Annotated in this window: 22 protein-coding genes; 15 read left to right on the forward strand and 7 right to left on the reverse strand. The window is 66.4% G+C overall.

From position 1 onward, the window contains the following. Window positions 1–190 precede the first annotated feature (190 nt). Together C5689_RS07480 and C5689_RS07485 are read left to right on the forward strand one after the other, a co-directional pair. Window positions 191–2,719, forward strand: coding sequence for an FtsK/SpoIIIE family DNA translocase (locus tag C5689_RS07480; protein WP_108916645.1), 2,529 nt, complete (start codon window positions 191–193; stop codon window positions 2,717–2,719). Between the two features lie 385 nt (window positions 2,720–3,104). Continuing rightward, window positions 3,105–3,995, forward strand: a complete 891-nt coding sequence (locus C5689_RS07485) for a LolA family protein (protein ID WP_108916646.1) — start codon at window positions 3,105–3,107, stop codon at window positions 3,993–3,995. Between the two features lie 34 nt (window positions 3,996–4,029). On the opposite strand, the gene C5689_RS07490 is transcribed toward C5689_RS07485, so the two are convergent. Then, window positions 4,030–5,085: an NAD(P)-dependent alcohol dehydrogenase gene (locus C5689_RS07490; RefSeq protein WP_108916647.1), complete on the reverse strand. Its 1,056-nt coding sequence runs from the start codon at window positions 5,083–5,085 to the stop codon at window positions 4,030–4,032. Window positions 5,086–5,177: 92 nt separating this feature from the next. Here C5689_RS07490 and C5689_RS07495 point away from each other — a divergent pair, with 92 nt between their 5' ends. After that, on the forward strand, window positions 5,178–5,402 hold the full coding sequence (locus tag C5689_RS07495; protein WP_244594619.1) for a HigA family addiction module antitoxin: 225 nt from the start codon (window positions 5,178–5,180) through the stop codon (window positions 5,400–5,402). 16 nt (window positions 5,403–5,418) lie between these two features. Here C5689_RS07495 and dgcA read toward each other — a convergent pair whose 3' ends face one another. Further along, window positions 5,419–6,402, reverse strand: coding sequence for an N-acetyl-D-Glu racemase DgcA (dgcA, locus tag C5689_RS07500; RefSeq protein WP_108916649.1), 984 nt, complete (start codon window positions 6,400–6,402; stop codon window positions 5,419–5,421). Between the two features lie 136 nt (window positions 6,403–6,538). Here dgcA and C5689_RS07505 point away from each other — a divergent pair, with 136 nt between their 5' ends. From C5689_RS07505 to C5689_RS07535, 7 genes are all read left to right on the forward strand, one after another. Next, a complete protein-coding gene (locus tag C5689_RS07505; RefSeq protein ID WP_108916650.1) occupies window positions 6,539–7,684 on the forward strand; it encodes an MlaE family ABC transporter permease in 1,146 nt (381 codons plus the stop codon). Between the two features lie 4 nt (window positions 7,685–7,688). Continuing rightward, window positions 7,689–8,528 carry an ABC transporter ATP-binding protein gene (locus C5689_RS07510; protein ID WP_108916651.1) on the forward strand — a complete coding sequence of 280 codons (840 nt, stop codon included), beginning with the start codon at window positions 7,689–7,691 and terminating at the stop codon, window positions 8,526–8,528. A gap of 5 nt (window positions 8,529–8,533) precedes the next feature. Next, window positions 8,534–9,418 carry an MlaD family protein gene (locus C5689_RS07515; protein ID WP_108916652.1) on the forward strand — a complete coding sequence of 295 codons (885 nt, stop codon included), beginning with the start codon at window positions 8,534–8,536 and terminating at the stop codon, window positions 9,416–9,418. 271 nt (window positions 9,419–9,689) lie between these two features. Further along, entirely contained in the window at window positions 9,690–10,274 is a 585-nt protein-coding gene (locus C5689_RS07520) for an ABC-type transport auxiliary lipoprotein family protein (RefSeq protein ID WP_108916688.1), read from the forward strand. A 188-nt stretch (window positions 10,275–10,462) separates the two neighbouring features. Beyond that, window positions 10,463–10,852 (forward strand): 2Fe-2S iron-sulfur cluster-binding protein, encoded by a 390-nt coding sequence (locus C5689_RS07525; protein WP_207783319.1) that lies wholly within the window; start codon window positions 10,463–10,465, stop codon window positions 10,850–10,852. Between the two features lie 279 nt (window positions 10,853–11,131). Beyond that, window positions 11,132–12,166, forward strand: a complete 1,035-nt coding sequence (locus C5689_RS07530; protein WP_108916690.1) for an NAD(P)/FAD-dependent oxidoreductase — start codon at window positions 11,132–11,134, stop codon at window positions 12,164–12,166. Window positions 12,167–12,211: 45 nt separating this feature from the next. After that, on the forward strand, window positions 12,212–12,883 hold the full coding sequence (locus tag C5689_RS07535) for an O-methyltransferase (protein ID WP_108916653.1): 672 nt from the start codon (window positions 12,212–12,214) through the stop codon (window positions 12,881–12,883). On the opposite strand, the gene C5689_RS07540 is transcribed toward C5689_RS07535, so the two are convergent. The 3 genes from C5689_RS07540 to C5689_RS07550 form a co-directional block, all read right to left on the reverse strand. Next, complete coding sequence (locus C5689_RS07540) at window positions 12,826–14,280, reverse strand: Hint domain-containing protein (RefSeq protein ID WP_108916654.1); 1,455 nt, start codon at window positions 14,278–14,280, stop codon at window positions 12,826–12,828. The two genes, C5689_RS07535 and C5689_RS07540, sit on opposite strands and share 58 nt — an antisense overlap. Window positions 14,281–14,494: 214 nt before the next feature. Further along, a complete protein-coding gene (locus C5689_RS07545) occupies window positions 14,495–14,803 on the reverse strand; it encodes a hypothetical protein (RefSeq protein ID WP_244594620.1) in 309 nt (102 codons plus the stop codon). Window positions 14,804–15,039: 236 nt separating this feature from the next. After that, window positions 15,040–15,435 carry a DUF2946 family protein gene (locus C5689_RS07550; RefSeq protein ID WP_108916691.1) on the reverse strand — a complete coding sequence of 132 codons (396 nt, stop codon included), beginning with the start codon at window positions 15,433–15,435 and terminating at the stop codon, window positions 15,040–15,042. A 202-nt stretch (window positions 15,436–15,637) separates the two neighbouring features. Between C5689_RS07550 and C5689_RS07555 the strand changes: the two genes are divergently transcribed. The 5 genes from C5689_RS07555 (at window position 15,638) to C5689_RS07575 (ending at window position 19,924) form a co-directional block, all read left to right on the forward strand. Continuing rightward, a complete protein-coding gene (locus C5689_RS07555; protein WP_108916656.1) occupies window positions 15,638–16,279 on the forward strand; it encodes a S24 family peptidase in 642 nt (213 codons plus the stop codon). 99 nt (window positions 16,280–16,378) lie between these two features. After that, on the forward strand, window positions 16,379–16,690 hold the full coding sequence (locus C5689_RS07560; protein WP_108916657.1) for a hypothetical protein: 312 nt from the start codon (window positions 16,379–16,381) through the stop codon (window positions 16,688–16,690). A 128-nt stretch (window positions 16,691–16,818) separates the two neighbouring features. Next, complete coding sequence (locus C5689_RS07565; RefSeq protein WP_108916658.1) at window positions 16,819–17,604, forward strand: 3-hydroxybutyrate dehydrogenase; 786 nt, start codon at window positions 16,819–16,821, stop codon at window positions 17,602–17,604. Continuing rightward, entirely contained in the window at window positions 17,601–18,617 is a 1,017-nt protein-coding gene (locus tag C5689_RS07570; protein WP_108916659.1) for a patatin-like phospholipase family protein, read from the forward strand. Before C5689_RS07565 ends, C5689_RS07570 begins: the two co-directional genes overlap by 4 nt. Window positions 18,618–18,799: 182 nt before the next feature. Next, the gene (locus tag C5689_RS07575) at window positions 18,800–19,924 is read left to right on the forward strand and encodes a hypothetical protein (RefSeq protein ID WP_108916660.1); all 1,125 of its coding nucleotides are present in this window, start codon (window positions 18,800–18,802) and stop codon (window positions 19,922–19,924) included. A gap of 124 nt (window positions 19,925–20,048) precedes the next feature. Here the strand turns inward: C5689_RS07575 and C5689_RS07580 are convergent, their stop codons facing one another. Both C5689_RS07580 and C5689_RS07585 read right to left on the reverse strand, forming a co-directional pair. After that, window positions 20,049–22,178, reverse strand: a complete 2,130-nt coding sequence (locus C5689_RS07580; RefSeq protein WP_108916661.1) for a putative bifunctional diguanylate cyclase/phosphodiesterase — start codon at window positions 22,176–22,178, stop codon at window positions 20,049–20,051. A gap of 94 nt (window positions 22,179–22,272) precedes the next feature. Continuing rightward, the gene (locus C5689_RS07585; protein WP_108916662.1) at window positions 22,273–22,515 is read right to left on the reverse strand and encodes a hypothetical protein; all 243 of its coding nucleotides are present in this window, start codon (window positions 22,513–22,515) and stop codon (window positions 22,273–22,275) included. Between the last annotated feature and the right edge of the window lie 65 nt (window positions 22,516–22,580).

Below are 22,580 nucleotides of genomic sequence, written 5' to 3' on the forward strand. Positions count from 1 at the left end.
CGCGCCACTCACGCAGTCTAGCCTCGCGCCTTGCGCGAGCCTGTCGCGCGAATGGCGCGCCGCAGCGCGGGAGGCGTCAGGGTTAATCGCCCCTTAACCCCGCCTGCCTACCCTCGGCCGTCACGTCAGCCGATGAGCCCCTGAGGGCGCTTCGCTGTTTTTTCGATCGTCGCGAGTGGGCTCATTCGTCATGATGCGCAGCAACGCATTCCGCCACGTCTCCGAGCCGGTGCGCGAGTTCACGGCGCGGCGAGCGGCGGAGCTCGCCGGCGTGGCGCTGATAGCGGCGTCTTTCGCGGCGGCTCTGGCGCTCGTCTCCTGGTCGGCGCGCGATCCCTCCTTCAATCATGCGACCACCGGGCGGGTGCGCAATCTGCTCGGCCCCGGCGGCGCTGTCGCCGCAGATATATTGATGCAGCTGCTCGGCCTCGCGGCGATCGCGGCGATATTGCCGATCGCCGCGCAGGGCCTGCGGCTCGTCACCCAGCGCGCGCTGCATCGGCCGCTGCTGCGCTTCGGCTTGTGGATCATCGGCGCGCTCGCGGCCGCCGCCGTCGTCTCGCTTCTACCCGTCACCGACCGCTGGCCGTTGCCCACCGGGCTCGGCGGCGTGCTCGGCGACGCTGTGCTGGCGCTGCCGCGCCGCTTTTTCGGCGATTCGGCGGCGGCCATGGCGCTGGTCGCGCTCATCGGCGCCGGAACCGCCATTCTCGCCCTCACCGGCGCCGCCGGCTTCGGCTTCGAGGCGTCCGCCGGCGCGCATTCGGATGACGATCCCATCGAGCGCCGCGGCCATGACGAAGAGGATGACGAGCCCGGCGTCGCCATCGTCTCGCTCGGCGCGCTCATCCATGCGGGGCTGACGATCAAGACGGCGGTCGCGCTTCGCTTCGCCGCTCTGCTCGCGCGCCGCAACAAGCCGGCCGAGGTCGAGGAGCATTCCGGTCCGCCGCTGCTCTCGGCGCGGCGCGAGCCGGTTTTCGACGCTTTCTCTTTCGTCCCGCCGCCGGCGCCCGCGCGCGCCGCCGCTCCGGCCGCCGCGCCGCGCGAAGAAGACTATGACGAGCCGCCGCCGGCCTCCGCCCGCGTGATGGAGCCCGCCGGCCCGCTGAAGCAGGGCAAGCGGGTGATGCGCGAGCGCCAGCCCTCTCTCTTCGAGAGCCGCAACGAATCTCTGCGCTACGAGCTGCCGCCGCTGCTGCTGCTGAGCGAGCCGAAGAAGCAGGCGGCGGCCGCCAAAATCTCGCAGGACGCGCTCGAGCAGAACGCGCGCCTGCTGGAGGGCGTGCTCGAGGATTTCGGCGTCAAGGGCGAGATCATCAATGTGCGTCCCGGCCCGGTGGTGACGCTCTATGAGCTGGAGCCCGCGCCGGGGATCAAATCGTCTCGCGTGATCGGCCTCGCCGACGATATCGCGCGCTCCATGTCGGCGGTCTCGGCGCGCGTCGCCGTGGTCTCCGGCCGCAACGCCATCGGCATAGAGCTGCCCAACCATCGCCGCGAGACGGTTTTCCTGCGTGAGCTTCTCGCCTGCGAGGATTTCGAGAAGACCAAGCATCGCCTGGCCATAGCGCTCGGCAAGACGATCGGCGGCGAGCCGGTCATCGTCGATCTCGCGAGAATGCCGCATCTGCTCGTCGCCGGCACCACCGGCTCCGGCAAATCGGTCGCCATCAACACCATGATTTTGTCGCTGCTCTACCGGATGAAGCCGGAAGAGTGCCGCCTCATCATGGTCGATCCGAAAATGCTCGAGCTCTCGGTCTATGACAACATCCCCCATCTGCTGACGCCCGTCGTCACCGACCCCAAAAAGGCGGTGGTGGCCCTCAAATGGGCGGTGCGCGAGATGGAGGACCGCTACAAGAAAATGTCCAAGCTCGGCGTGCGCAATATCGAGGGCTTCAACCAGCGCGTCGTCGAGGCGCAGGCCAAGGGCGAGGTCATCACCCGCACCGTGCAGACCGGCTTCGATCGCGAGACCGGCGAGGCGATTTTCGAGCGCGAGGAGATGGAGCTGCATCCTCTTCCCTTCATCGTCGTCATCGTCGACGAGATGGCGGATCTGATGCTCGTCGCCGGCAAGGATATCGAAGGCGCGATTCAGCGCCTCGCGCAAATGGCGCGCGCGGCCGGCATTCATCTCATAATGGCGACGCAGCGTCCCTCGGTCGATGTCATCACCGGCACGATCAAGGCCAATTTCCCGACGCGCATCTCCTTCCAGGTGACGTCCAAGATCGACAGCCGCACCATTCTGGGCGAGCAGGGCGCCGAGCAGCTCTTGGGGCAGGGCGACATGCTCTATATGGCCGGCGGCGGCCGCATCTCGCGCGTGCACGGGCCTTTCGTCTCGGACAATGAGGTCGAGAAGATCGTCGCGCACTTGAAGACGCAAGGTCAGCCGCAATATCTCGACGCCATCACCACGGAGGACGAGCCTTCCGAGGAGGCGGCGGAGAGCGCCGCGCCGGGCTCCATGGATGCGGAGGAGGGCGCCGATCTCTACGACCGCGCCGTGGCGATCGTGCTGCGCGACCGCAAATGCTCGACGAGCTACATTCAGCGGCGTTTGTCGATCGGCTACAATAAGGCCGCGTCGCTGGTGGAGCAGATGGAGCGCGAAGGCGTGGTGGGCCAGGCCAATCACGCCGGCAAGCGCGAGATTCTGGTGGGCGGCGGGATCGACCGCGGGGCGTTCGATATTGACGCTGCGTGAGGGGGACTCGCGACGCGTCTAAAAAGGAGGGCGCATCCCCTTCTCCCACTTGTGGGTGGCCCGACCATAGGGCGTCCGCGAGGACGCCCGTCGCAAACAACGGGCTTTGGTCGGGTCGGATGAGGGTCCCGCGGCTTTGGGCGCGGCCTTGCGAAGCGACGTCGGTCGGTCTTGCCAAGCGGCAGGGACCCTCATCCGACCCCGCTTCGCAGGGCCACTTCTCCCGCGCGCGGGAGAAGGGACGAGAGTCGGACGGTCGACCGACGTCAGGGCGACGCAATCGTGCTCCGCGTATATGATCCAACATTAGCCATATCGCCGTCCTAGTGAGGACGGCGGACGGCTCCCGATCAGCCGCGCCGAATCGTCCGGAGCACCAATTCCTGTGAAATCGCCTCTCGCCGCCGCGCTGGTTCTCGCCCTTCTCGCCGCTTCCGGCGCTCAGGCCGTGGAGCCAAAGAAAAAGCCGCATCCGGCGCCAGCCGCCAAGGCTCAGGCGGGAAATCCGGCGGCCAAGGGCAAGCCGGCCGCCGACGCCAAAGCGAAGCCTAAGCCTGCCGATTCCAAAACGGCGCAGGCCAAGCCGGCCGATCCGAAAGCCGCCGCGCCCGCCGCCAAGCCGCCGGCCGCGGCCCCGGCGCCCGCGGTTCCGGACCCCGCCAAAGCGGCTGTGGGAGCCGCCGTCGTGGGCGGAGCGGCGGCCGTCGCGGTCGCGGCCCAGCCGCCGGCGCCGCTCACCCGTGACGAGGCGATCAAGCGCGCCGAGGCCTCGCTCAACTCCTCTCCCGTCATGACGGCCGATTTCGTGCAGATCGGCGGAGACGGCCGCCGGGCCGAGGGCAAGCTCTATGTGCATAAGGTCGGGCGCATGCGCTTCGAATATGCGCAGCCGGCCACGATGGAGGTCGTCTCCGACGGCGTGCAGGTCGCCGTGCGCGACCGCAAGCTCAATACGCAGGACCTTTATTTCATCAATCAGACGCCGCTGAAATTCCTTCTCAACGAGAAGGTCGATCTGCAAAAGGACGTGAAGCTCGTCGATGTCGTGATCGACGACGCCGGCGCCTCCATCTCCATAGAGGACAAGGCGACCTTCGGAGGCACGTCGAAAATCAAGCTCATCTTCGATTCCAAGACCTTCGACTTGAAGCAGTGGCAGGTCTCCGACCCGCAGGGCTATGAGACCTTGGTGTCGCTGTTCAACATCGACCGCAGCAGCGCGCCGGACGCCAATCTGTTCAAAATCGACAAGGGCTCGCTGCTCGATTTTCGTTGAGCAGGCGAGCCCTCGTGTCGATGCGAGCCTGCGCTCACGCGGCTTTCAGCGACGCCATATCGATGACGAAGCGATATTTTACGTCGCTCTTCACCATGCGCGCATAGGCGGTCTCGATCTCCTGCATGGCGATCGTCTCAATATCGGCGACAATGCCCTTCTCGGCGCAGAAATCGAGCATCTCCTGCGTCTCCTTTATGCCGCCGATCAGCGAGCCGGCGATCTGCCGCCGCTTGAAGATCAGCCCGCCCGCCGATGGCGAGGGATGCGGCGTCTCCGGCACGCCCACCAGAGTCAGCACGCCGTCGCGCTTCAGCAGAGTCACATAGGCGTCGAGATCGTGAGAGACGGCGACTGTGTCGAGGATGAAGTCGAGGCTGCCCGCGCGCGCCGCCATGGCTTCCGCATCCTTGGAGACGACGACCTCATCGGCGCCGAGCGCGAGAGCGGCCTCGCGCTTCGACGGCGAGGTGGTGAAGGCGACGACATGCGCGCCGAGCGCATGGGCGAGCTTCACGCCCATATGGCCGAGCCCGCCAATGCCGACGACGCCCACTTTCTTGCCCGGCCCGACGCCCCAATGTTTGAGCGGCGACCATGTGGTGATTCCGGCGCAGAGCAGCGGCGCAACGGCGGCGAGCTGCGCCTCCTCGTGACGAATGGCGAGCACGAAATGCTCGTCGACGACGATCGCCGTCGAATAGCCGCCGTAAGTGTTCTCGCCGGAGCCGTCGAGCGCGCCGTTGTAGGTGGCGACAAAGCCATGCTCGCAATATTGCTCGAGCCCGTCGTCGCAGGAGAGGCAGCGGCGGCAGCTGTCGACCATGCAGCCGACGGCGGCGAGATCGCCGGCTTTGAAGCTCGTCACCTCCGCGCCGACGGCGGTCACGCGGCCGACGATCTCATGGCCCGGCACGCAAGGGTAACGCGTGCCCGGCCATTCGCTGCGCGCCGTGTGCAGATCGGAATGGCAGACGCCGCAAAAGAGAATGTCGATCGCGACATCCTTCGGCCCCGGCGCGCGGCGCTCGATGGAGAAGGGCGCAAACGGCGCGGTGGCGGATCGGACCGCATAGGCCTTGGTGGGCATGGGTGGGCCTCGGGTTTATTCGAAGGGGGATGTGGGGGCTCGCCTCGGGCGGAGGCGGTTTTCAATAGCATGTTTCGGCGATGGGGTCGAAGATGCGGAAGGCCGTTCCCGTCGCCCTCACGCTGAGGAGGCGGCGAAGCCGCCGTCTCGAAGCGCGAGGGCATCACGGGCTCACGCCGGAAATGGCGCTGCGGCTCGAGCAGGCTTTCGGCGGATCGGCCGACGCCTGGATGCGGATGCAGATCGCCTATGATCTCGCGCGAGCGCGGGCGCGGGCGAGCGTTGCCATTGCTAGACTCGCGCCGAAGGTGGCGTAATCTCGCCTGCAGCCGCTCACCCCCACAGCTCCCTCTCCGGCGGATACACCAGCGACCCCTCGTACCGCAGCCCCGGCTCGCGGTCCTTCGCCAGCAGCAGCGGTCCGTCGAGATCGACGAACTCCGCCCCTTGCGCGATGATCAGCGCCGGGGCCATGGCCAGCGAGGTGCCGACCATGCAGCCGGCCATGATCGAGAAGCCGAGCCGTCTTGCCTCGGCGGCGAGCGCCAGCGCCTCGGTGAGGCCGCCGGTCTTGTCCAGCTTTATGTTCACCGCGTCATAGCGCCCGACCAGAGCCGCGAGCCCGATGCGGTCGTGCGCGCTCTCATCGGCGCAGATCGGCACGGGGCGGGGGAGGCGCGTGAGCGCTTCATCGGCGTCCGCCGGCAGCGGCTGCTCGATCAGCTTCACGCCGGCCTTGGCGCAGGCTTCGCTATTGGCTGCGAAATTTTCCTGCGTCCACGCCTCGTTGGCGTCCACGATCAGCGCCGAATCGCTCGCGCCGGCGCGCACCGCCGCAATGCGCTCGGCGTCGCCATCGCCCGCGAGCTTCACCTTCAGCAGGGGCCGATGCGCGGCCTTGGCCGCAGCCTCGCGCATTTCCTCCGGCGTTCCGACCGAGATCGTATAGGCGGTGACGAGCGGCTCCATGCGCAGGAGGCCGGCGAGCCGATAGACGGAAACGCCGGTGCGCTTCGCCTCCAGATCCCAGAGCGCGCAATCGGCGGCGTTGCGGGCCGCGCCCGGCGGCAGCAGGGCGGCGAGCGCGTTGCGATCGGCGCCGGCCTCGAGGAGATCGCGCACGCTCTCCAGCTGATCGACGACGCTCTCCACGCTCTCGCCATAGCGGGCGTAGGGCACGCATTCGCCGCGGCCGATGGCGTCGCCGTCGGCGAGCCGCGCCACGACGACGACGGCCTCGGTCTTGGCGCCGCGCGAGATGACGAATCGCCCGGCGATGGGGAAACGTTCGACGGAAATGGTCAGTTGGACGCCCATAGCGATTTTTCCAGTTGAAACAGAGAGCCTGCGCGCGCCGCGGCCAGGCTCGCGCTCGACTCTGGCTGCGGCGGAAGTTAAGACGCTGCGGGGCGCGGAGAAAGGGAGCCGCCGGCCCATAGGGCCGAAAATAGGCATGGCCACGGATCTCGACCATACGGCCCGCCTCTCGTCGCGACGAGAGGGCGAGACCGCGCGCTTCGCGCTCGGCGGCGAATGGGTGCTCGCCGATTCCGCCGCGCTGGAGAAGGACGCCGCCGGCATGGCCGCCGCCGCCCGCGGCTCCGCTCGCGCCATTGTCGATCTCGCGCAAATCGTCCGGCTCGACACCGCCGGCGCATGGGTCATCGGCCGCGCCATGGACGAGCTCGCGCGCGCCGGCGTCGTCGTCTCCATGGAGGGCGCGCGGCCGGAGCACGCGATTTTATTGCAGGAGGCGAAGTTTCGTCCCTTCGAGGCGCCGTCGCGCTGCCGTCGCTTGCTCGTCATCGATATCCTCGCCGATCTCGGCAGCTCCGTCGTCTCGGCGGCGCGGGACGCCTATAATGGAATCGGCTTCCTCGGCGAGTTCGTCGCCGCCGCGGGCGCGGCTCTCCTGGCGGCGGGACGCTTCCGCCTCACCTCGCTCGTCTATCATATGGAGAGCTTCGGCTTTCGCAGCCTGCCGATCATCGCGCTGATCAATCTTCTGGTCGGCGCGATCGTGGCGCAGCAGGGCATTTTCCAGCTGCGCCGCTTCGGCGCCGGCTCTTATGCCGTCGATCTCATCGGAATTCTCGTGCTGCGCGAGCTCGGCGTGCTGCTCACCTCCATCATGATCGCCGGCCGCTCGGGCTCGGCCATCACCGCCGAGCTCGGCTCGATGAAGATGCGCGAGGAGGTCGACGCGCTGCGCGTCATGGGCCTCTCGCCGATCGAGGTGCTGGTGACGCCGCGCATATTGGCGCTGGTTCTATCGCTGCCGCTGCTCACCTTCGTCGCCGATATGTCGGCGCTGTTCGGCGGGCTTCTCGTCTGCTGGGTCTATGAGGGCATCAGCCCGGCTGGCTATCTCTCGCTGCTGCAGGCGGCGATCGGCCGCAACACATTCTTCGTCGGCCTCATCAAGGCCCCTTTCATGGCGCTCATCATCGGCCTCGTCGCCGCCATGGAGGGAATGGCGACCCGGGGCTCGGCCGAATCGCTCGGTCGGCATGTCACGGCTTCCGTGGTGAAGGCGATCTTCATGGTCATCGTCGTCGACGGCTTCTTCGCCATCTTCTTCGCCGCGATCAAGTATTAGCGCAATGACAGATCTCGCCTCGCAGACGATCGAAAAGCCACAGCCGAGCGCGGCGCGCGAGACGGTCATTCGCGTGCGCGATCTCGTCGTCGCCTTCGGGCAGACGCTGGTGATGCGCGGGCTCGATCTCGACGTCTATCGCGGCGAGGTCCTGGGCTTCGTCGGCGGCTCCGGGCAAGGCAAATCGGTGCTGATGCGCACGATTCTCGGCCTCGTCGAGAAGCGCTCCGGCCTCATAGAGCTGTTCGGGCAGGATCGCGACAGGCTCTCTTCGGCCGAGCGTCGGCGCGTCGAGCGGCGTTGGGGCGTGCTGTTTCAGAATGGCGCGCTGTTTTCCAGTCTCACCGTGCGGCAGAATATTCAAATGCCCATGCGCGAGGCCCGGCATATTTCGGCGCGGCTGATGGACGAGCTGGCGATGCTGAAGCTCGAGCTGGTCGGCCTGCCCGCGAGCGCGGCGGACAAATTTCCGGCCGAATTATCGGGCGGCATGATCAAGCGCGCGGCGCTCGCCCGCGCGCTCGCTCTCGATCCGGAGCTCGTCTTCCTCGACGAGCCGACCTCCGGCCTCGATCCTATCGGCGCGGCGGAATTCGACGAGCTGATCGCGACGCTGCAACACACGCTCGGATTGACCGTCTTCATGGTCACGCATGATCTCGACAGCCTCTATTCCATCTGCGACCGCATCGCCGCCCTCGCCGAGGGCAAGGTGATCGCCACGGGGACGATGGAGGAAATGCTCGCTTGCGAGCATCCCTGGCTGCAGGCCTATTTCCATGGCGTGCGGGGCGCGCGCCTCGCCGGCGCGCGCAAACCGAACGATATGCGAGGACGAGAGTAGAGCCCATGGAAACCCGCGCCAATTTCGCCCTCATCGGCGCTTTCGCCCTCGCCGTGGTGTTCGCGGCCTTCGGCTTCGTCTTCTGGTTCTCCGGGGCGAGCCAGACCGCGCAATACAAGACATTCGAGGTGCATTTCTCCGGCTCGGTCAGCGGGCTGTTGCGCGGCAATGACGTGCGCTTCAACGGCCTGAAAGTCGGCGAGGTGACGCAGCTCGCCATCTCCGATCAGGACCCGAGCCGGGTGGACGTGCTCATCAGCATAGACCGCAAGACGCCGGTCAAAACCAACACGCGCGCGCGCCTCGAGCAGACCGGCTTCACCGGCGTCGGCTATGTCTCGCTCACCGGCGGCACGCCGGGCGCCGAGGAGCTGCGCGCCAAGCAGGGTGACGCCTATCCGATCATAGAAGGCGAGCGCTCCGAGTTTCAGAATATTCTCGAGAATGTGCAGAAGCTGTCGTCGACCGCCACAGACGTTCTCGAGAAAGTGGGCAAATTGCTCGACGATAATTCGCAGACCATTTCGGACACGCTGCGGAACACCGAGAAATTCACCAAGGCGCTGGCCGATAATTCGGGCGGAATCGACTCCTTCATTCGCGACATGTCGCAGATCAGCGCTTCGATGAAGCCGCTGCCGGCGCGCATCGACAAGCTTCTCGCGGCGATCGATCCCAAGAAGCTGAACAGCATCGCGACCGACATCGCCGGCGCCTCGGCCAATCTGCGGAGCTTTTCCGGGGGCGGCTTGAAGCAATATGAGCAGCTCGCCGTCGACGCCCGCAAGACGCTGGAGACGGTGGAGCGCGCCGTGCGCTCGCTGGAGAAGAATCCGCAACAGGTGATCTTCGGCGCGAGCCCGTCTCTGCCCGAATATCGCGGCAAGTGACCGAGCCGCTCGGGTGAGACGCCACGATCCTCGCCCTCATGCCGAGGAGGCTCCGCAGGAGCCGTCTCGAAGCACGAGGGCGAGCCCCAGAAGGCGGCGCGTGACGCTTTCCTCGTCGTTCGAGACGCCGGCTTCGCCGGCTCCTCAGGATGAGGAAAGCTTCGTTCAGCCGTTCTCGAGCGGCTTTGATGGCCAGCGACGTTCGAGTAAGCTTGGAATCACTGTGGAAAGCGCCGCGGCGTCGCGCGCGATCAGCGGGAAGGATCGGTCCATGACGCCGTCGAGAGCGTCGCTCTCCCTCATTCTGCTCGCCGCTCTGGCGCTCGCGGCTTGCGGCGGCGCGCCGCGGCGCGAGAGCTTCGATCTCGGCGGTCCCGGCGAGGCTGGGCGCGCGCTGGCGCGGCCCTTGCGCGGCACGCTCGCAGTCGCCGAGCCGATGGCCGTGCAGCCCATCGACTCCGACCGCATCGTCGTGCGCACCGGGCCGAACGAGGTCGCCAATCTTGCCGAGGCGCAATGGGTGGACCGGCTGCCGCGGCTCGTGCAGGCGCGGCTCATCGCCGGCTTCGACATCGGCCGCCGCGCCGGCTCCGTCGTGCGCGCCGGAATGATCGCGGACCATGTGCTTTCGACCGAGATTCGCCGTTTCGAGATCGATGTGACGACCTCCGAGGCGGTGGTCGAGATCGCCGCCAGAATGCTCGATTCGCGCGGCGCGCCGGTGGGGCAGGGACGCGTCTTCTCGAGCCGCGCGCCGGCGCCCCATTCCACCGGCGCGGCGGCGACGCAGGCGCTGGACGAGGCGCTGACCGCGACCGTCGGCCAGATCGTGCGTTGGACCGCGGCGCAAGTCTGAGCAGGCGCCCGCGACATGACGCCGTCGCAGGCTCGAGGAAAGACTAGCGCGTCCGCCCGGCCGATGATAACTGATCGCGCGATAGGACGAGCGTCGGGCCGAAGCTTCGGGCGAGGGACTTCGGCGGCCCGCCGAATTTTGCGCCAGCGGCAGGCGCGCCGACACGTCAACGGAAGAGACAGAGCACCATGGTGAAGACCAGCCTCTACGACCAAGCGAACCGCTATGGCGCCGAGCCCGGCGGCGGCGCTCCGACCAAGGCGAAGATCACTTTCGTCGATTCGCATGGTCAGGCCCGCACGGTCGAGGGCGAGACGGGCTCCACGGTCATGGAGACGGCGCGCCGCAACGATATCCCCGAGATTCCGGCCGAATGCGGCGGCGCCTGCGCCTGCGCCACCTGCCATGTCTATGTCGACGAGGCTTGGGTCGAGAAGGTCGGCAAGCCCTCGCAGATGGAAGAGGACATGCTGGACTTCGCCTTCGATGTGAAGCCCAATTCGCGCCTCAGCTGCCAGATCACCGTGCGGCCGGAGCTCGACGGCCTCGTGGTGACGACGCCCTCCCAGCAGGGCTGAGGGCTCCGAAGCCGCCGATAATTCGACGGACAAAACGCCGCCCCGCGCGGCGTTTTTTTTCGCGTCCGTTTCGATCTCCCGAAGACATTTGCATGACGGCGCGGATGCTATAGACCATGGCCGTGAAGGGATCGGGTTTCGACCGGGGCTGGCCGCGCCGGCCGGCCCGTTTCGACGGCGGCGGCCATGGTCGATCGAAGCGCGCTCGGCGCATTTCGGTCCGACGCGAGTCGCCCCGCCCTCGCGAAATTTCGTTTCGAACGCGGCGAAGGATGGACAATGAGTGAGACAATCGAGACCGACGCGCTGATCGTCGGGGCCGGCCCGGCCGGTCTGTTCGCGGTTTTCGAATTGGGCCTTCTCGATATTCGGGCTCATGTCATCGATATTCTGCCGCGCGCCGGCGGCCAATGCTCCGAGCTCTATCCGGAAAAGCCGATCTACGACATTCCCGGCCATCCGCTCGTCACCGGACAGGGCCTCACCGACAATCTGCTGGAGCAGATCAAGCCCTTCAATCCGACCTTCCATTTCAATGAGATGGTCGAGACGCTGACGCCCACTGGCACGCCCGAGCAGCCCTCTTTCGAGGTGACGACCGACGCGGGAACGAAGTTCAAGGCGAAGGTGGTCTTCGTCGCGGCGGGCGGCGGCTCCTTCCAGCCGAAAAAGCCGCCGATCGCCGGCATAGAGGCTTATGAGAACAAATCCGTCTTCTATGCGGTGCGCCGCATGGAGGATTTCCGCGACCGTGACGTCGTCATCGTCGGCGGCGGCGATTCGGCGCTGGACTGGACGCTCAATCTGCAGCCCATCGCCAAGAGCCTGACGCTCGTCCATCGCCGCGATCAGTTCCGCGCCGCGCCGCATTCGGTCAATGCGCTGCAGGAGCTGATCGCCGCCAAGAAGGTGGATTTCCGTCTCGGCCAGGTCACGGCGATCGAGGGGGCCGACGGCGAGCTCTCCTCGGTGACGATCCGCGGCAATGACAATGTCGACACGGTGGTGTCGGCGCATCGCATGATGCCCTTCTTCGGCCTGACGATGAAGCTCGGCCCGGTGGCGGATTGGGGGCTCAACCTCAACGAGAATCTCGTTCCCGTGGACACGGAGAAATTCGAGACCAATCACCCGGGCATTTTCGCCATCGGCGACATCAACACCTATCCGGGCAAGCTGAAGCTCATTCTCTGCGGCTTCCACGAGGGGGCGCTGGCCGCGCAGAAGGCGCATCGCTACATCTTCCCGGATAAGAAGCTGCTGTTCCAATACACGACGTCCTCGACCAATCTGCAGAAGAAGCTCGGCGTCTGATCGCCGAGTCTCTCGCACTGGTCGGCGCGCGAGAGGAGTGGGCCCATGTCATCGGAAGCTTCGAGCGCCTGGGGCGAGGTCGACGCCTATATCGCCGATCGGCTGATCGGCGCCGACGCCGATCTCGACTCTGCCCTCGCCGCCAACGCGGCGGCCGGCCTGCCGGCGATCGACGTCTCGCCGCCGCAGGGCAAGCTGCTGCATCTGCTGGCGCGCTCCATTGGGGCGAAGCGGATTCTCGAGGTGGGCGCGCTCGGCGGCTATAGCACCATATGGCTGGCGCGCGCTCTGCCCGAGGGCGGCCGGCTGGTCACGTTGGAGCTCGAGCAGAAGCACGCGGATGTCGCCGCCGTCAATCTGGCCCGCGCCGGTCTCGCGAGCCGTGTCGAGATTCGCGTCGGCGCGGCGCTGGACACTCTGCCGAAGCTCGCGGCGGAGTCGGCCGGCCCCTTCGACTTCGCCTTCATCGACGCCGACAAGCCCAATAACGCCAATTATTTCGCCTGGGCGCTGAAGCTCGCGCGGCCGGGGAGCCTCATCATTGTCGATAATGTGGTGCGGGAGGGCTCGGTGCTCGCGGGGATGGACGCCGACGCCGCCGGCGCGCGCGCTTTATTCGAGGCGATCGCCGCCGAGCCTCGGGTGACGGCGACCGCCATTCAGACGGTCGGCTCCAAAGGCTGGGACGGCTTCGCCATCGCGATCGTGAACGGCTGACGCGCGAGCGTCTCTCGGCTCGCCGGGGCGATCCATCGCGCCACGGGCGGACCGCACAGCTCCACGCGGAGGAAGGCGCCGTCGGGCCAATCCCTCAGATATTCGGCTGGCAGGATCGTCTGCGCCGACGTCCAGCGCCGGGCTCCCTCCTCGAGCGCATGAAAGCCGCAGTGATCGAGCCGCGGATCGGAGAGATCGATCTGTCGATCCGCGCCGAAGCCGTCGCAGAGCGTCAGGCTGGAGACGCAGACGCCGAGCTCGCGGGGGTCGCTCTGGCCCACGTCCACCGGCCGCGCGATGGAGGAGGCGAGGCGAGCCTCCCGCGCTCCCGCCGGAATCTGGAAGCGGCAGGCCGAGCCGCGCACGATCGGCTCGATCCGCACGCCGTCGACGAGGAGATGCAGGTCGAGCGCCGGCGTCTCGTCCAGCGTCCAGCCGAGCGCTTCCGCCCGCGCGCGGAGCTGCGCCCGCAGCGCCTCGACGAGGGGGCCGCTGGCGTGGAACGGGCGGCAGAAGCCGGCATGGGTGCGTGCGACGGCCTCCGCGCCGAACGACACGACGTCGCTCTCGACGAAGAAAGCGCGGTTGCCCGTGTCGATATAGCTTTCGGCCGGCTGGTTCTCCGCGAGGAGAATGTCGTGCCCCTCGAGCTCCACATGCCAGTAGGAGACGCGGTCCATCTCGGGCTGGGTGATCGTCGCGCCATTGACGAGAGCGCCGGCCGGGACGAGCGCGTCGCCCAGAATATCGAAGCAGAGCGCGTGGTCGGGGGAGACGAGGAGGTCTCGCGCCGGCCGGTCGGGGCCGAGGGCGTAGGCGGAAATGCGCACGGGGCGAATCTTGGCGGAAGCGTTCCGGCAGTCGATCTCGCGATGGCCGAGCCAGCGGATGGGCCTGGTCGCGCCGGATGCGGTGACGACGAGATCGCCGACGGCGAGCGCCTCGACAGGGATATTGCCGCGCGTCGTGAGGATATGCGTGCCGGAGCAAAAGCAGGCGACCGCCGAAGCGGCCGGCAAGTCATTGTTCGGAGCGTAATAATTGCTGGAGGTCGCTCCGGTGTCGAAACTGCGGCCATTGGCCGACTGGTAGATGATGCGGCCGAGGGCGGTGGGGTTCTGGCCCGTGAAATACATGACGAAATTATAGTCGGAACCAAGGTTCGTCATGCCGACATTGTAGGTGCCGTCTTCATTGTCGCTGAAAGTGCCGATGTTCCCCCCGCTGCCGCCGACAGCGCTCAGAGCGTCCACGCCGTCGATCGTCAGCGACGACGCCAATACCTTATTGTTTGTGAAGTCGATCGTGAATTGACCGGAAACGGTGTCGGTATTGCCGGCGTTGGAGCCGGTCCCCGGAACCGCCAGATTGGCGAAGGAGAGCGTATATGTCGTCATGTCCACAATCCGCGGCGAAATAAAATTATTATTTCAACGCTAAATTGCGGGGTTGCGGCTGTCAACGCTCGCTCTATGGCTCTCCGGGCGCTACGTCTCCGCGATCGGAAATTGGAAATCGTCCTCGAAAAAAGCGAGAGCGCTATCCGATTCGATCAGATAGCGCTCTGAGAGCCCGGGCGGCTCGCGGCCGCCCGGCGTCGCAAAAGGGCTGTCAGGCGTCGGCGAGCGCCCGGACGCGGGCTGCGGCGCCTTTCTGGACCGGCTCGCCGGCGGCGTCGAAGAAGGAGGCGTCGATCTGCCGACCCCTCTCGTCATAGCGCCAGGCGATTTTGGCGACGCCGAGGCCCTTGCGCAGGGTCGGCTTGCCGTCGGCGTTGAAATAGGCCTCTTCGACCTTGTTGCCGCGCTCGTCATAGTGACGGGCGACGCGCGCCGCGCCAATGCTCTTGCGCTTCACCGGACGGCCGTCGGCGCCGAAATAGGTCTCCAGCACCTCGACGCGCCGGCGCGTCGGCATCATCGACTGATCGCGAGCGGGCGCAGCCGCGCTTCGCGTGGAACGCCGCCCTTCTCGGGGGGGAATATCATAATCCATTGTCTCGACTCGGCCTCTCGGGCGATTTTCGAATCGATCCCCGAGCGCGCTGCGGCTTGCGGAATCGATTTGCGAATTCGCTTTGTCTTCTGGGAGATGCGCCTTTCCTCCGCCGGGACGGAGCGGAAAAGCGCGCCAGCGGCGCAGCCTTCGGGCTGCGGTCAGACGACGAGGACGGGCGGAGCGCGCGCTCCGACGGGAAGTTGCGCGAGACGTTTATGGCCGCCAGATTCATGCAGCGGCTGGAGAACGCTCGCCTTCGGCGAAGGCGGCGCATCGAGTTCGGCGAATCCGCCGAGGACTCCGCCATCGAGCCCCGTGCAATGCTGGACGCAGCAGGCGTCCATGCCATGGGCGGGGGCGCGCGGCCCTTGAGAGCCGTCGTCGACAGAGGCCGATCTGGCGGTGACGCAGATCGTGCTGCCGAGGACGGTCTGTCCAGCGCGCGCGCCGACGACGATCCCCGCGGCGAGACCCTGCAGGACGAGCAGATAGGCGACGAGCATCGTCGCCGCCGTCTGTCCATACTGCCAGGATTTTTCATTCTGCTGGGTCACGATCGGTCGAAGATAGGCGGCCCGGCCGACATGGTCAATGGAGCCTCCTGGGCCGATTTTCGGAATTTGCTGAAAATACGCCGTTTTCGGTCCAAAAAAAGACCAATGGCGGGGCGCGCCCGCAATTCGGGCGGCGGGCAAATCTCGAATTGCGAAGCGGAGGCGACTGTTCTATTCCTAGCGCTAGGAATGAGGTCCGCCAATGGCTGAGATCCTGACGCATTCGCAAATCTGGGCGGCGCTGGACGCGCTCGGCGAGCGCTATGGGCTCACCGCGTCCGGCCTCGCCCGCAAGGCCGGGCTGGATCCGACCACGTTCAACCGTTCCAAGCGGCAGACCGCCGATGGGCGGCTGCGCTGGCCCTCGACCGAATCGATCGCCAAGGTTCTGCAGGCGACGGGGGCGAGCCTCGATGATTTCATGACCCTGGTCATGGCCAAGGGGCAGCGGCCGCCGCGCGGCGGACGTCCGCTCATCGGCCTCGCCCAGGCCGGGGTCGGCGGCTTTTTCGACGACGCCGGCTTCGCTACCGGCACGGGCTGGGACGAGATCGACGTCTTCGCCGACGCCGACGAGCACTCTTACGCGCTCGAGATTTCCGGCGACTCCATGGCCCCGCTCTATCGCGACGGCGACATCGTGATCGTCTCGCCGGCCGCCCCGGTGCGGCGCGGCGACCGGGTGGTCGTGAAAACCACCGCCGGCGAGGTTCTCGCCAAGGAGCTGAAGCGCCAGACGGCGCGCACGGTGGAGTTGAAATCCTTCAATCCCGCTTATCCCGACCGCGTGCTGCCTAAGGAGGAGGTGAGCTGGATCGCCCGCATCCTCTGGGCGAGCCAGTAGCGAATTTGCGCACGCCTGGAGTCATTCACGCGTTTCCAACCGAACCGGTGTCCCACTTCGGCTGGAAACGCCAGCGTGACTCCTCGAAAGGCGAACTTCATGAATAAATATGTGTGCGCCACAATATTCATGCTGATGGCCGTATATCTCCTCTCGCTCATTATCGGCGAGGTTTATGACTACCGAGAGATCGAGCGATCGATCTCAGATCGGCGTCTTGTCGAATGGGGAGTGTGCTACGCGGATATGCCGACATATTTGGCATGTGGCGTCGGCTATGCGATCTCGCCCGTCGCGATCGTCGCCGTGTCGCTCTATCGGAAATTCGATGTCGACATTCGCGTTTCCGTGTCGATGCTCGCGTTATTCATGTCGGCGCATGGCGTGGGTTTTGTCATGATGAACGACTAGGCTCCTTCGCCGCGGAGCCGAGCGACGCGGAATATCCCGTCGTTATTTTCACGCGGTCGAGATACGCTAGATTGCCATTCGACAGGATGAGCCGCTGGCGCTCATCCTCCAGCATCAGAGGAGCGCGAATGTCTCTCGCCAAACGCAATGCCGTCGTCACCGGCTCGACCAGCGGCATCGGGCTCGCCGTCGTCCGCGCTCTCGCCAAGGAGGGAGCCAATGTCGTCCTCAACGGTTTCGGCGACGCCGCCGAAATCGAGAAGGAGCGCGCCGCCATAGAGACCGAGTTCGGCGTCACCGCCATTTACGACAGCGCCGACATGACTAGGCCGGAAGAAATCGAGGCCATGATCCACAATGCCGAGGCGAAGCTCGGCTCGGTCGACATTCTCGTCAACAATGCCGGGATCCAATTCGTCTCGCCGATCGAGGATTTCCCGATCGAAAAATGGAATCAGATCATTGCGATCGATCTCTCCTCGGCCTTTCACACCATTCGCGCGGCGACTCCGGGCATGAAGAAGCGGCGCTGGGGCCGCATCGTCAACACCGCCTCGGCCCATTCGCTGGTCGCCTCGCCCTTCAAGGCCGCCTATGTCGCCGCCAAGCACGGCATAGCCGGGCTCAACAAGGTGGTGGCGCTGGAGCTCGCCACTTTCGGCGTCACGGCGAATTGCATCTCGCCCGGCTATGTGTGGACGCCGCTGGTCGAGAAGCAAATTCCCGACACGATGAAGGCCCGCAATCTCACCCGCGAGCAGGTCATCGACGACGTGCTGCTGCAGGCGCAGCCGACCAAGGAATTCGTGACCGTCGATCAGATCGCAGCGCTGGTCCTGTTCCTGTGCTCGGACGCCGCGGCGCAGATCACCGGCTCGAATATTTCCATCGACGGCGGCTGGACCGCGGGATGACGGACCAAAAGAAGAAGGTCACTCTGGCCTTGCAGGGCGGGGGCGCACACGGCGCCTTCACCTGGGGCGTGCTCGACGCTTTTCTCGAGGATGGGCGGCTCGATGTCGTCGGCGTCAGCGGCGCCAGCGCCGGCGCGATGAACGCTGTCGTCTATGCGGATGGATTGCGCGAGGGCGGGCCGGCGCGCGCCCGTGCGCAACTTCAGGAGTTCTGGCGCACGGTGAGCGTCGACGGCGATCTCAGCAAGGCGCAGCGCGATCTCTGCGACATGGTGTTCGGCTTCTGGGACCCGTTGAAGCTACGCAAATCCTTCACCCATAATGCGGCCAGTTATTTCTCGCCCTATGAGTTCAATCCGCTCGACATCAACCCGCTGCGCGATCTCATCGACAGCCTCATCGACTTTCGGGCGCTGCGCGCCACGGATGATCTGAAGCTGTTCGTCTCGGCCACCAATGTGCGCACCGGCAAGGTGCGCATCTTCCGCCGGCCGGAGATGACGATCGACATGCTGATGGCTTCCGCCTGCCTGCCGACTCTGTTCCAGGCCGTCGAGGTCGAGGGCGAGGCTTATTGGGACGGCGGCTATATGGGCAATCCGGCGCTGTTCCCGCTCTATACCGAGACCGATTGCCGCGACATTATTCTGGTGCAGATCAATCCCGTCGAGCGCGACGAAATCCCGCGCACCGCGCAGGACATAATGGATCGGCTGAACGAGATCACCTTCAACGCCTCCCTCCTGCACGAGTTTCGCGCCATCGACTTCGTCGCGCGCCTCATCGACGCCGGACGGTTGAAAGGCACGCATTATAAGAAGGTGCTGCTGCATCTCGTCGAAGGCGGCGCGGCGATGCAGCGCTTCGGCGCGGACACCAAGCTCGACGCCGATTATGGTTTCCTGCGCTCTCTGTTCGACATCGGCCACGAGGCCGGCAAGGCTTTTCTCGACGAGCATTATGACGCGATCGGCGTCGCGGGAACGCTGCAATTGAAGGAGCAGCTGGTCTGAGCGAGCCGGCGCTTTCTGATCCGATTGGATCGGATGAGGCTCCAAAGGGAAGGCGCCGCAGCAAAGATCGGCCACATTTCTCTCTATTGCTGCGGAGAGTGGCGGAGGCCGCCCGAGAAATGGCCCGCCGACAGAGGTGTTTCGCGAATATTCGCGGAGGCCGGGATCGGCGAAAATCGCGAATGATGGCGGCGGGCGTCGGAGTTTCGGCCGGCGCGCCGACGCAATCGGAGGACTGGAAGATGAACGCCCCCGCCGACAAGAAGCTCATCGCCGAGTTCGAGGAGTTCAAGGAGCTGTTGCGTCACGCCGACCCGCCGCAGGAAAGCGACGAGTCTCTCGCCCGGCCGGCCCATGGCGACGCGCAGCGCGAAGCCTTCGCCGAGCCGCGGCGGGCCGCCGAGGCCGTGCGCGCGCCGAGCGAGGTCGACCGGCAGCTGCGCGCGCGGCGCAAGCCGAAGCCGGACGAATCGCGGTCCGCGCGCGTCGAGCCTCGCCGCCGGCGTGGGCGCGGATGGCTGATCGTCGCGGCCGTGGTCGTTCTGGCCGTCGGCGCAGGCGCCATGGCGACCATGTTCCTGCCTGCCGAGGAGGAGGAGCCCGTCGCCTCGGCGCTGCAGCGCGAGACCATCGATCCCGCCGCCAACGCCGCAGCCGCAGAGAATGCGGAGGCCGTCGGCCGTGACGCAATGGCCGCCGAGTCCGCCCCTGCCGCCGAGGAGCCGGTCGCCGCCGCCGCGCCCGAAGGCGAGGCGCCCGCCGCTGTCGCCAAGGAGGCTCCTGTCGCCGTCGAAACGCCATCCCCGCTGCCGGCGGGCGCATTGAGTCCGCCCGACGCCGAGGCCGCGCCGTTGACGACGCCCACGGCCGCGCCCATCCGCATTATTCCGACGCCCAAGGCGCCGCCGGCCGAACCCGTCGCCGCCGCGCCTCCGCCGGTCGAGATCGCCCCGGCGCCCGAGCCGGTCGTCGCCGCGCCTCCGCCCGCGGCCAAGGCGCCGCACGCCGCCAAGCCCAAGACGACGACCGCCGCCGAGAAGCCGCAGCCGGTCAAGCCGGTGGCGCCCGCCCAGACCGCGCCCGCCAAGCCGACGGCGCAGCAGGCGAAGCCGGCCAAGCCCAAGCCCTTTCCGGCGCCGACGGCCGCCGCTCCTGTCGCGCCGCCGCCCGCTCCGGTCGCCGTGGCTCCGGCCGCGCCGCCGCCGCCCGCTCCCGCCGAGCAGCCGGGCTTCATGCAGCGCGCGGTCGATTCCGTCACCGGCGCGGTCGGCGATCTCGGCCGCATGGCGACGGGCGTCATTCCCTGATGTCGGACGAACAGGCCGCGTAGCTTTTAGCGTTTCCAGCCGAAGTGGGCGCCGGTTCGGCGTTGGAAACGCGTCAAAACAAAAGCCTGGAGTCTGCCGTGTTTCAATGAAACCCGGCAAGACACTAGGCCACACGGCGATCGGCGCGTCGGCGGCGCAGCAGCTTGGAGGCTTCGGCGATGGGCGTCGCCTTGCCGAAATAAAAGCCCTGGCCGATCTCGCAGCCATTTTCGGCGAGCCGGCGCAGCACCTGCGCCGTCTCGATCCCTTCGGCGACCGTCGTCACGCCGAGATGCTTCAGCAGGCTCAAAATGGCGTCGACGATTCTGCCGCTCTCCTCGTCATGCTGCATGGCGAGCACGAAGGAGCGGTCGATTTTCACCTTGTCGAAATGGAAGGCGCGCAAATGATAGAGGCTCGAATAGCCCGCGCCGAAATCATCGAGCGAGATGCGCATTCCTTCGGCCTGCAGCGCGGCCAGCGTCGCGCGGGCGGTGTCGACGTCGTCGATGAGGGCGCTCTCCGTGATCTCGACGTCGAGACGCGAGGGCGGGAATTTCTCCTCCTCCAGCGTCGCCAGCAGGCGTGAGGCGAGCAGCGGATCCTTGAGCTGCATCGGCGACACATTGACGGACAGGCGCACTTGCGCGCCCCATTGCAGCGTCTCACGACAGGCGCGTCGCACCACCGACCAGGTGAGATCGGCGATGACGCCGATCTGTTCCGCGAGTGGAATGAAGACGTCCGGCGGAATGGCGCCGAGCTTCTCATCCGTCCAGCGCGACAGCACTTCGAAGCCATAGACGCGATTGTCGCGCAGATCGACGAGCGGCTGATAGAAGGGGTGAATGTCGCCGGCGGCCACGGCCTTTTTCAATGCGGATTCGAGCTCGGCGCGCCGACGCAGCTCTTCGTCCATGCTCTGCTCGAAGAAGCGGAACAGGCCGCGACCGTCGCGCTTGGCGTGATACATCGCTATATCCGCCGCGCGCAGCAGCGAGCTGACGTCGAGACCATCCTCGGGGCAGAGCGATACGCCGACGCTGGCGCTGAGTTCGACGCGCCGATCGCCGATCTCGATCGGCTCGGCGATGGCGGCGAGCGCCCGGCCGGCGACGCTGGTCGCCTGATCCATATGGGTGGCGGGAGTCATCTCGATCAAAATCGCGAATTCGTCGCCGCCGAGACGCGCGACGATATCGCTCTTGCGCGAGACGTGGCGCAGGCGGCGCGCCACTTCGCAGAGCACGGCGTCGCCGAAGCGATGCCCTTCGAGATCATTGATCGGCTTGAAGCGATCGAGATCGACGAAGAGCAGAGCGCAGGCGGCGGCGCCGTCCTCGACACGCTCGATCGCCGCGTGCAGATCGGCGACCAGCATACGCCGATTGGGGAGGCCGGTGAGCGAATCCTGGCGCGCGAGAATCTGCGCATGTTCCTGCGCCGCGCGCGTCGCCTCATGCGCGCGCTCCAGCGCCTGCGCATTGGCGCGGAAGACGTCCAGAGATTTGGCCATGGCGCCGATTTCGTCGTCGCGCCCGATCTCGGGAACCTCGACATAGCGGTTGCCGGCCGCGAGCTGGGCGAGCGCAGCGGTGATCGCGGCGAGCGGCCGCGTGATCTGCTCCCTGACGCGAAAGAGCAGCCAGATCGCGAATGCGACGGCGAGCGCCGAGGCGAGCAGACTGGTTTTCAGCGCGCCTTCGGTGACTCGCGCCGCCGTTTCGGCCTCGGCGCGCGCCGACCACTCGAGCCGATCTATCGCGGCGTCCGCAGCTTCGTCGGTCGTCCGGTAGAGCCCGTGCAGAGCGTTCACGCCATGGCCGGCCCTGATCGCCGCAACGTCCGGCTCCCGCGCCATCCAGTCGTCATGGGCGGCGAAATAGGCGGCGAGCGCATCGCGAAATTTGGCGAGGTCCGGCCGCTGCTCGGCGTCGAACAGCAGCTCATAGTCGTGTCGCAGCTCTTCGATGACGACGCGATGTTCGGCCGCGCGCTGTTCCGCAGCGATCCGCTCTTCTTCGGCTTCCGCCAGAGCGCGATAGGTCTCCGCGATTCGGAACTCGGAAATACGATCGGTCAATTCGCCGAGAATGCGCGTTCCGTCGATCCATTTCGACGCGAGCGCTTCGGTTTTGCCCTCGACGACGCGCAGGCTCTGCGTCGAGAGCAGCGCCAAGCCGAGGACAATCGCCAGAAAAGCGCCGATGAACAGCGCCAATTGGGCTTGCAGCGTGAAGCGAAAGCTCGTCATGGAGCGCGCCAGGGACGGTGAAAATGTCTCATCGACCAAGATAATTGTAATTTGAATGGCGACTTTCCAGTTGCGCCGGGCGCTATCTCCAGCGCTAATTGTCGCGGGGCGCGTCGTCGGCGGTCGCCGGCAGAAGCGTCGCCGCAGGATAGGCGCGACGGGCTTTCGCCTGTGTCAGATAAAAGCGCTCGCCCGCCCGATAGGCCGCGTTTCCGCTCACCACCTCGAATTCGCAGAAAGCCAGAGGCTCGGCCGGCGCGGTCAGCAGCCGCACGCAGCGCGGCAAAAGGGCGAAGCCCGCGCCATCGTCCTTCTCGAATATCGTCAGCGGTTCCATTCGCTCAACCCCGAGAAATCGTCACAGCGACGCATATGGCGCGGCGTTGCGGCTCGATCCAATTG

The organism is Methylosinus sporium, assembly GCF_003113265.1.
Classification (GTDB): domain Bacteria; phylum Pseudomonadota; class Alphaproteobacteria; order Rhizobiales; family Beijerinckiaceae; genus Methylosinus; species Methylosinus sporium.

Excerpts from the sequence above, each read along its gene's own strand:
- C5689_RS07555 (WP_108916656.1), top strand. The coding sequence starts at position 15,638 with ATGGCTGAGATCCTGACGCATTCGCAAATCTGGGCGGCGCTGGACGCG.
- dgcA (WP_108916649.1), bottom strand. The coding sequence starts at position 6,402 with ATGGGCGTCCAACTGACCATTTCCGTCGAACGTTTCCCCATCGCCGGG.
- C5689_RS07495 (WP_244594619.1), top strand. The coding sequence starts at position 5,178 with ATGCGGAAGGCCGTTCCCGTCGCCCTCACGCTGAGGAGGCGGCGAAGC.
- C5689_RS07525 (WP_207783319.1), top strand. The coding sequence starts at position 10,463 with ATGGTGAAGACCAGCCTCTACGACCAAGCGAACCGCTATGGCGCCGAG.
- C5689_RS07535 (WP_108916653.1), top strand. The coding sequence starts at position 12,212 with ATGTCATCGGAAGCTTCGAGCGCCTGGGGCGAGGTCGACGCCTATATC.
- C5689_RS07540 (WP_108916654.1), bottom strand. The coding sequence starts at position 14,280 with ATGACGACATATACGCTCTCCTTCGCCAATCTGGCGGTTCCGGGGACC.
- C5689_RS07545 (WP_244594620.1), bottom strand. The coding sequence starts at position 14,803 with ATGATGCCGACGCGCCGGCGCGTCGAGGTGCTGGAGACCTATTTCGGC.
- C5689_RS07570 (WP_108916659.1), top strand. The coding sequence starts at position 17,601 with ATGACGGACCAAAAGAAGAAGGTCACTCTGGCCTTGCAGGGCGGGGGC.
- C5689_RS07565 (WP_108916658.1), top strand. The coding sequence starts at position 16,819 with ATGTCTCTCGCCAAACGCAATGCCGTCGTCACCGGCTCGACCAGCGGC.
- C5689_RS07560 (WP_108916657.1), top strand. The coding sequence starts at position 16,379 with ATGAATAAATATGTGTGCGCCACAATATTCATGCTGATGGCCGTATAT.
- C5689_RS07480 (WP_108916645.1), top strand. The coding sequence starts at position 191 with ATGATGCGCAGCAACGCATTCCGCCACGTCTCCGAGCCGGTGCGCGAG.
- C5689_RS07580 (WP_108916661.1), bottom strand. The coding sequence starts at position 22,178 with ATGACGAGCTTTCGCTTCACGCTGCAAGCCCAATTGGCGCTGTTCATC.
- C5689_RS07490 (WP_108916647.1), bottom strand. The coding sequence starts at position 5,085 with ATGCCCACCAAGGCCTATGCGGTCCGATCCGCCACCGCGCCGTTTGCG.
- C5689_RS07520 (WP_108916688.1), top strand. The coding sequence starts at position 9,690 with ATGACGCCGTCGAGAGCGTCGCTCTCCCTCATTCTGCTCGCCGCTCTG.
- C5689_RS07505 (WP_108916650.1), top strand. The coding sequence starts at position 6,539 with ATGGCCACGGATCTCGACCATACGGCCCGCCTCTCGTCGCGACGAGAG.
- C5689_RS07530 (WP_108916690.1), top strand. The coding sequence starts at position 11,132 with ATGAGTGAGACAATCGAGACCGACGCGCTGATCGTCGGGGCCGGCCCG.
- C5689_RS07515 (WP_108916652.1), top strand. The coding sequence starts at position 8,534 with ATGGAAACCCGCGCCAATTTCGCCCTCATCGGCGCTTTCGCCCTCGCC.
- C5689_RS07575 (WP_108916660.1), top strand. The coding sequence starts at position 18,800 with ATGATGGCGGCGGGCGTCGGAGTTTCGGCCGGCGCGCCGACGCAATCG.
- C5689_RS07585 (WP_108916662.1), bottom strand. The coding sequence starts at position 22,515 with ATGGAACCGCTGACGATATTCGAGAAGGACGATGGCGCGGGCTTCGCC.
- C5689_RS07510 (WP_108916651.1), top strand. The coding sequence starts at position 7,689 with ATGACAGATCTCGCCTCGCAGACGATCGAAAAGCCACAGCCGAGCGCG.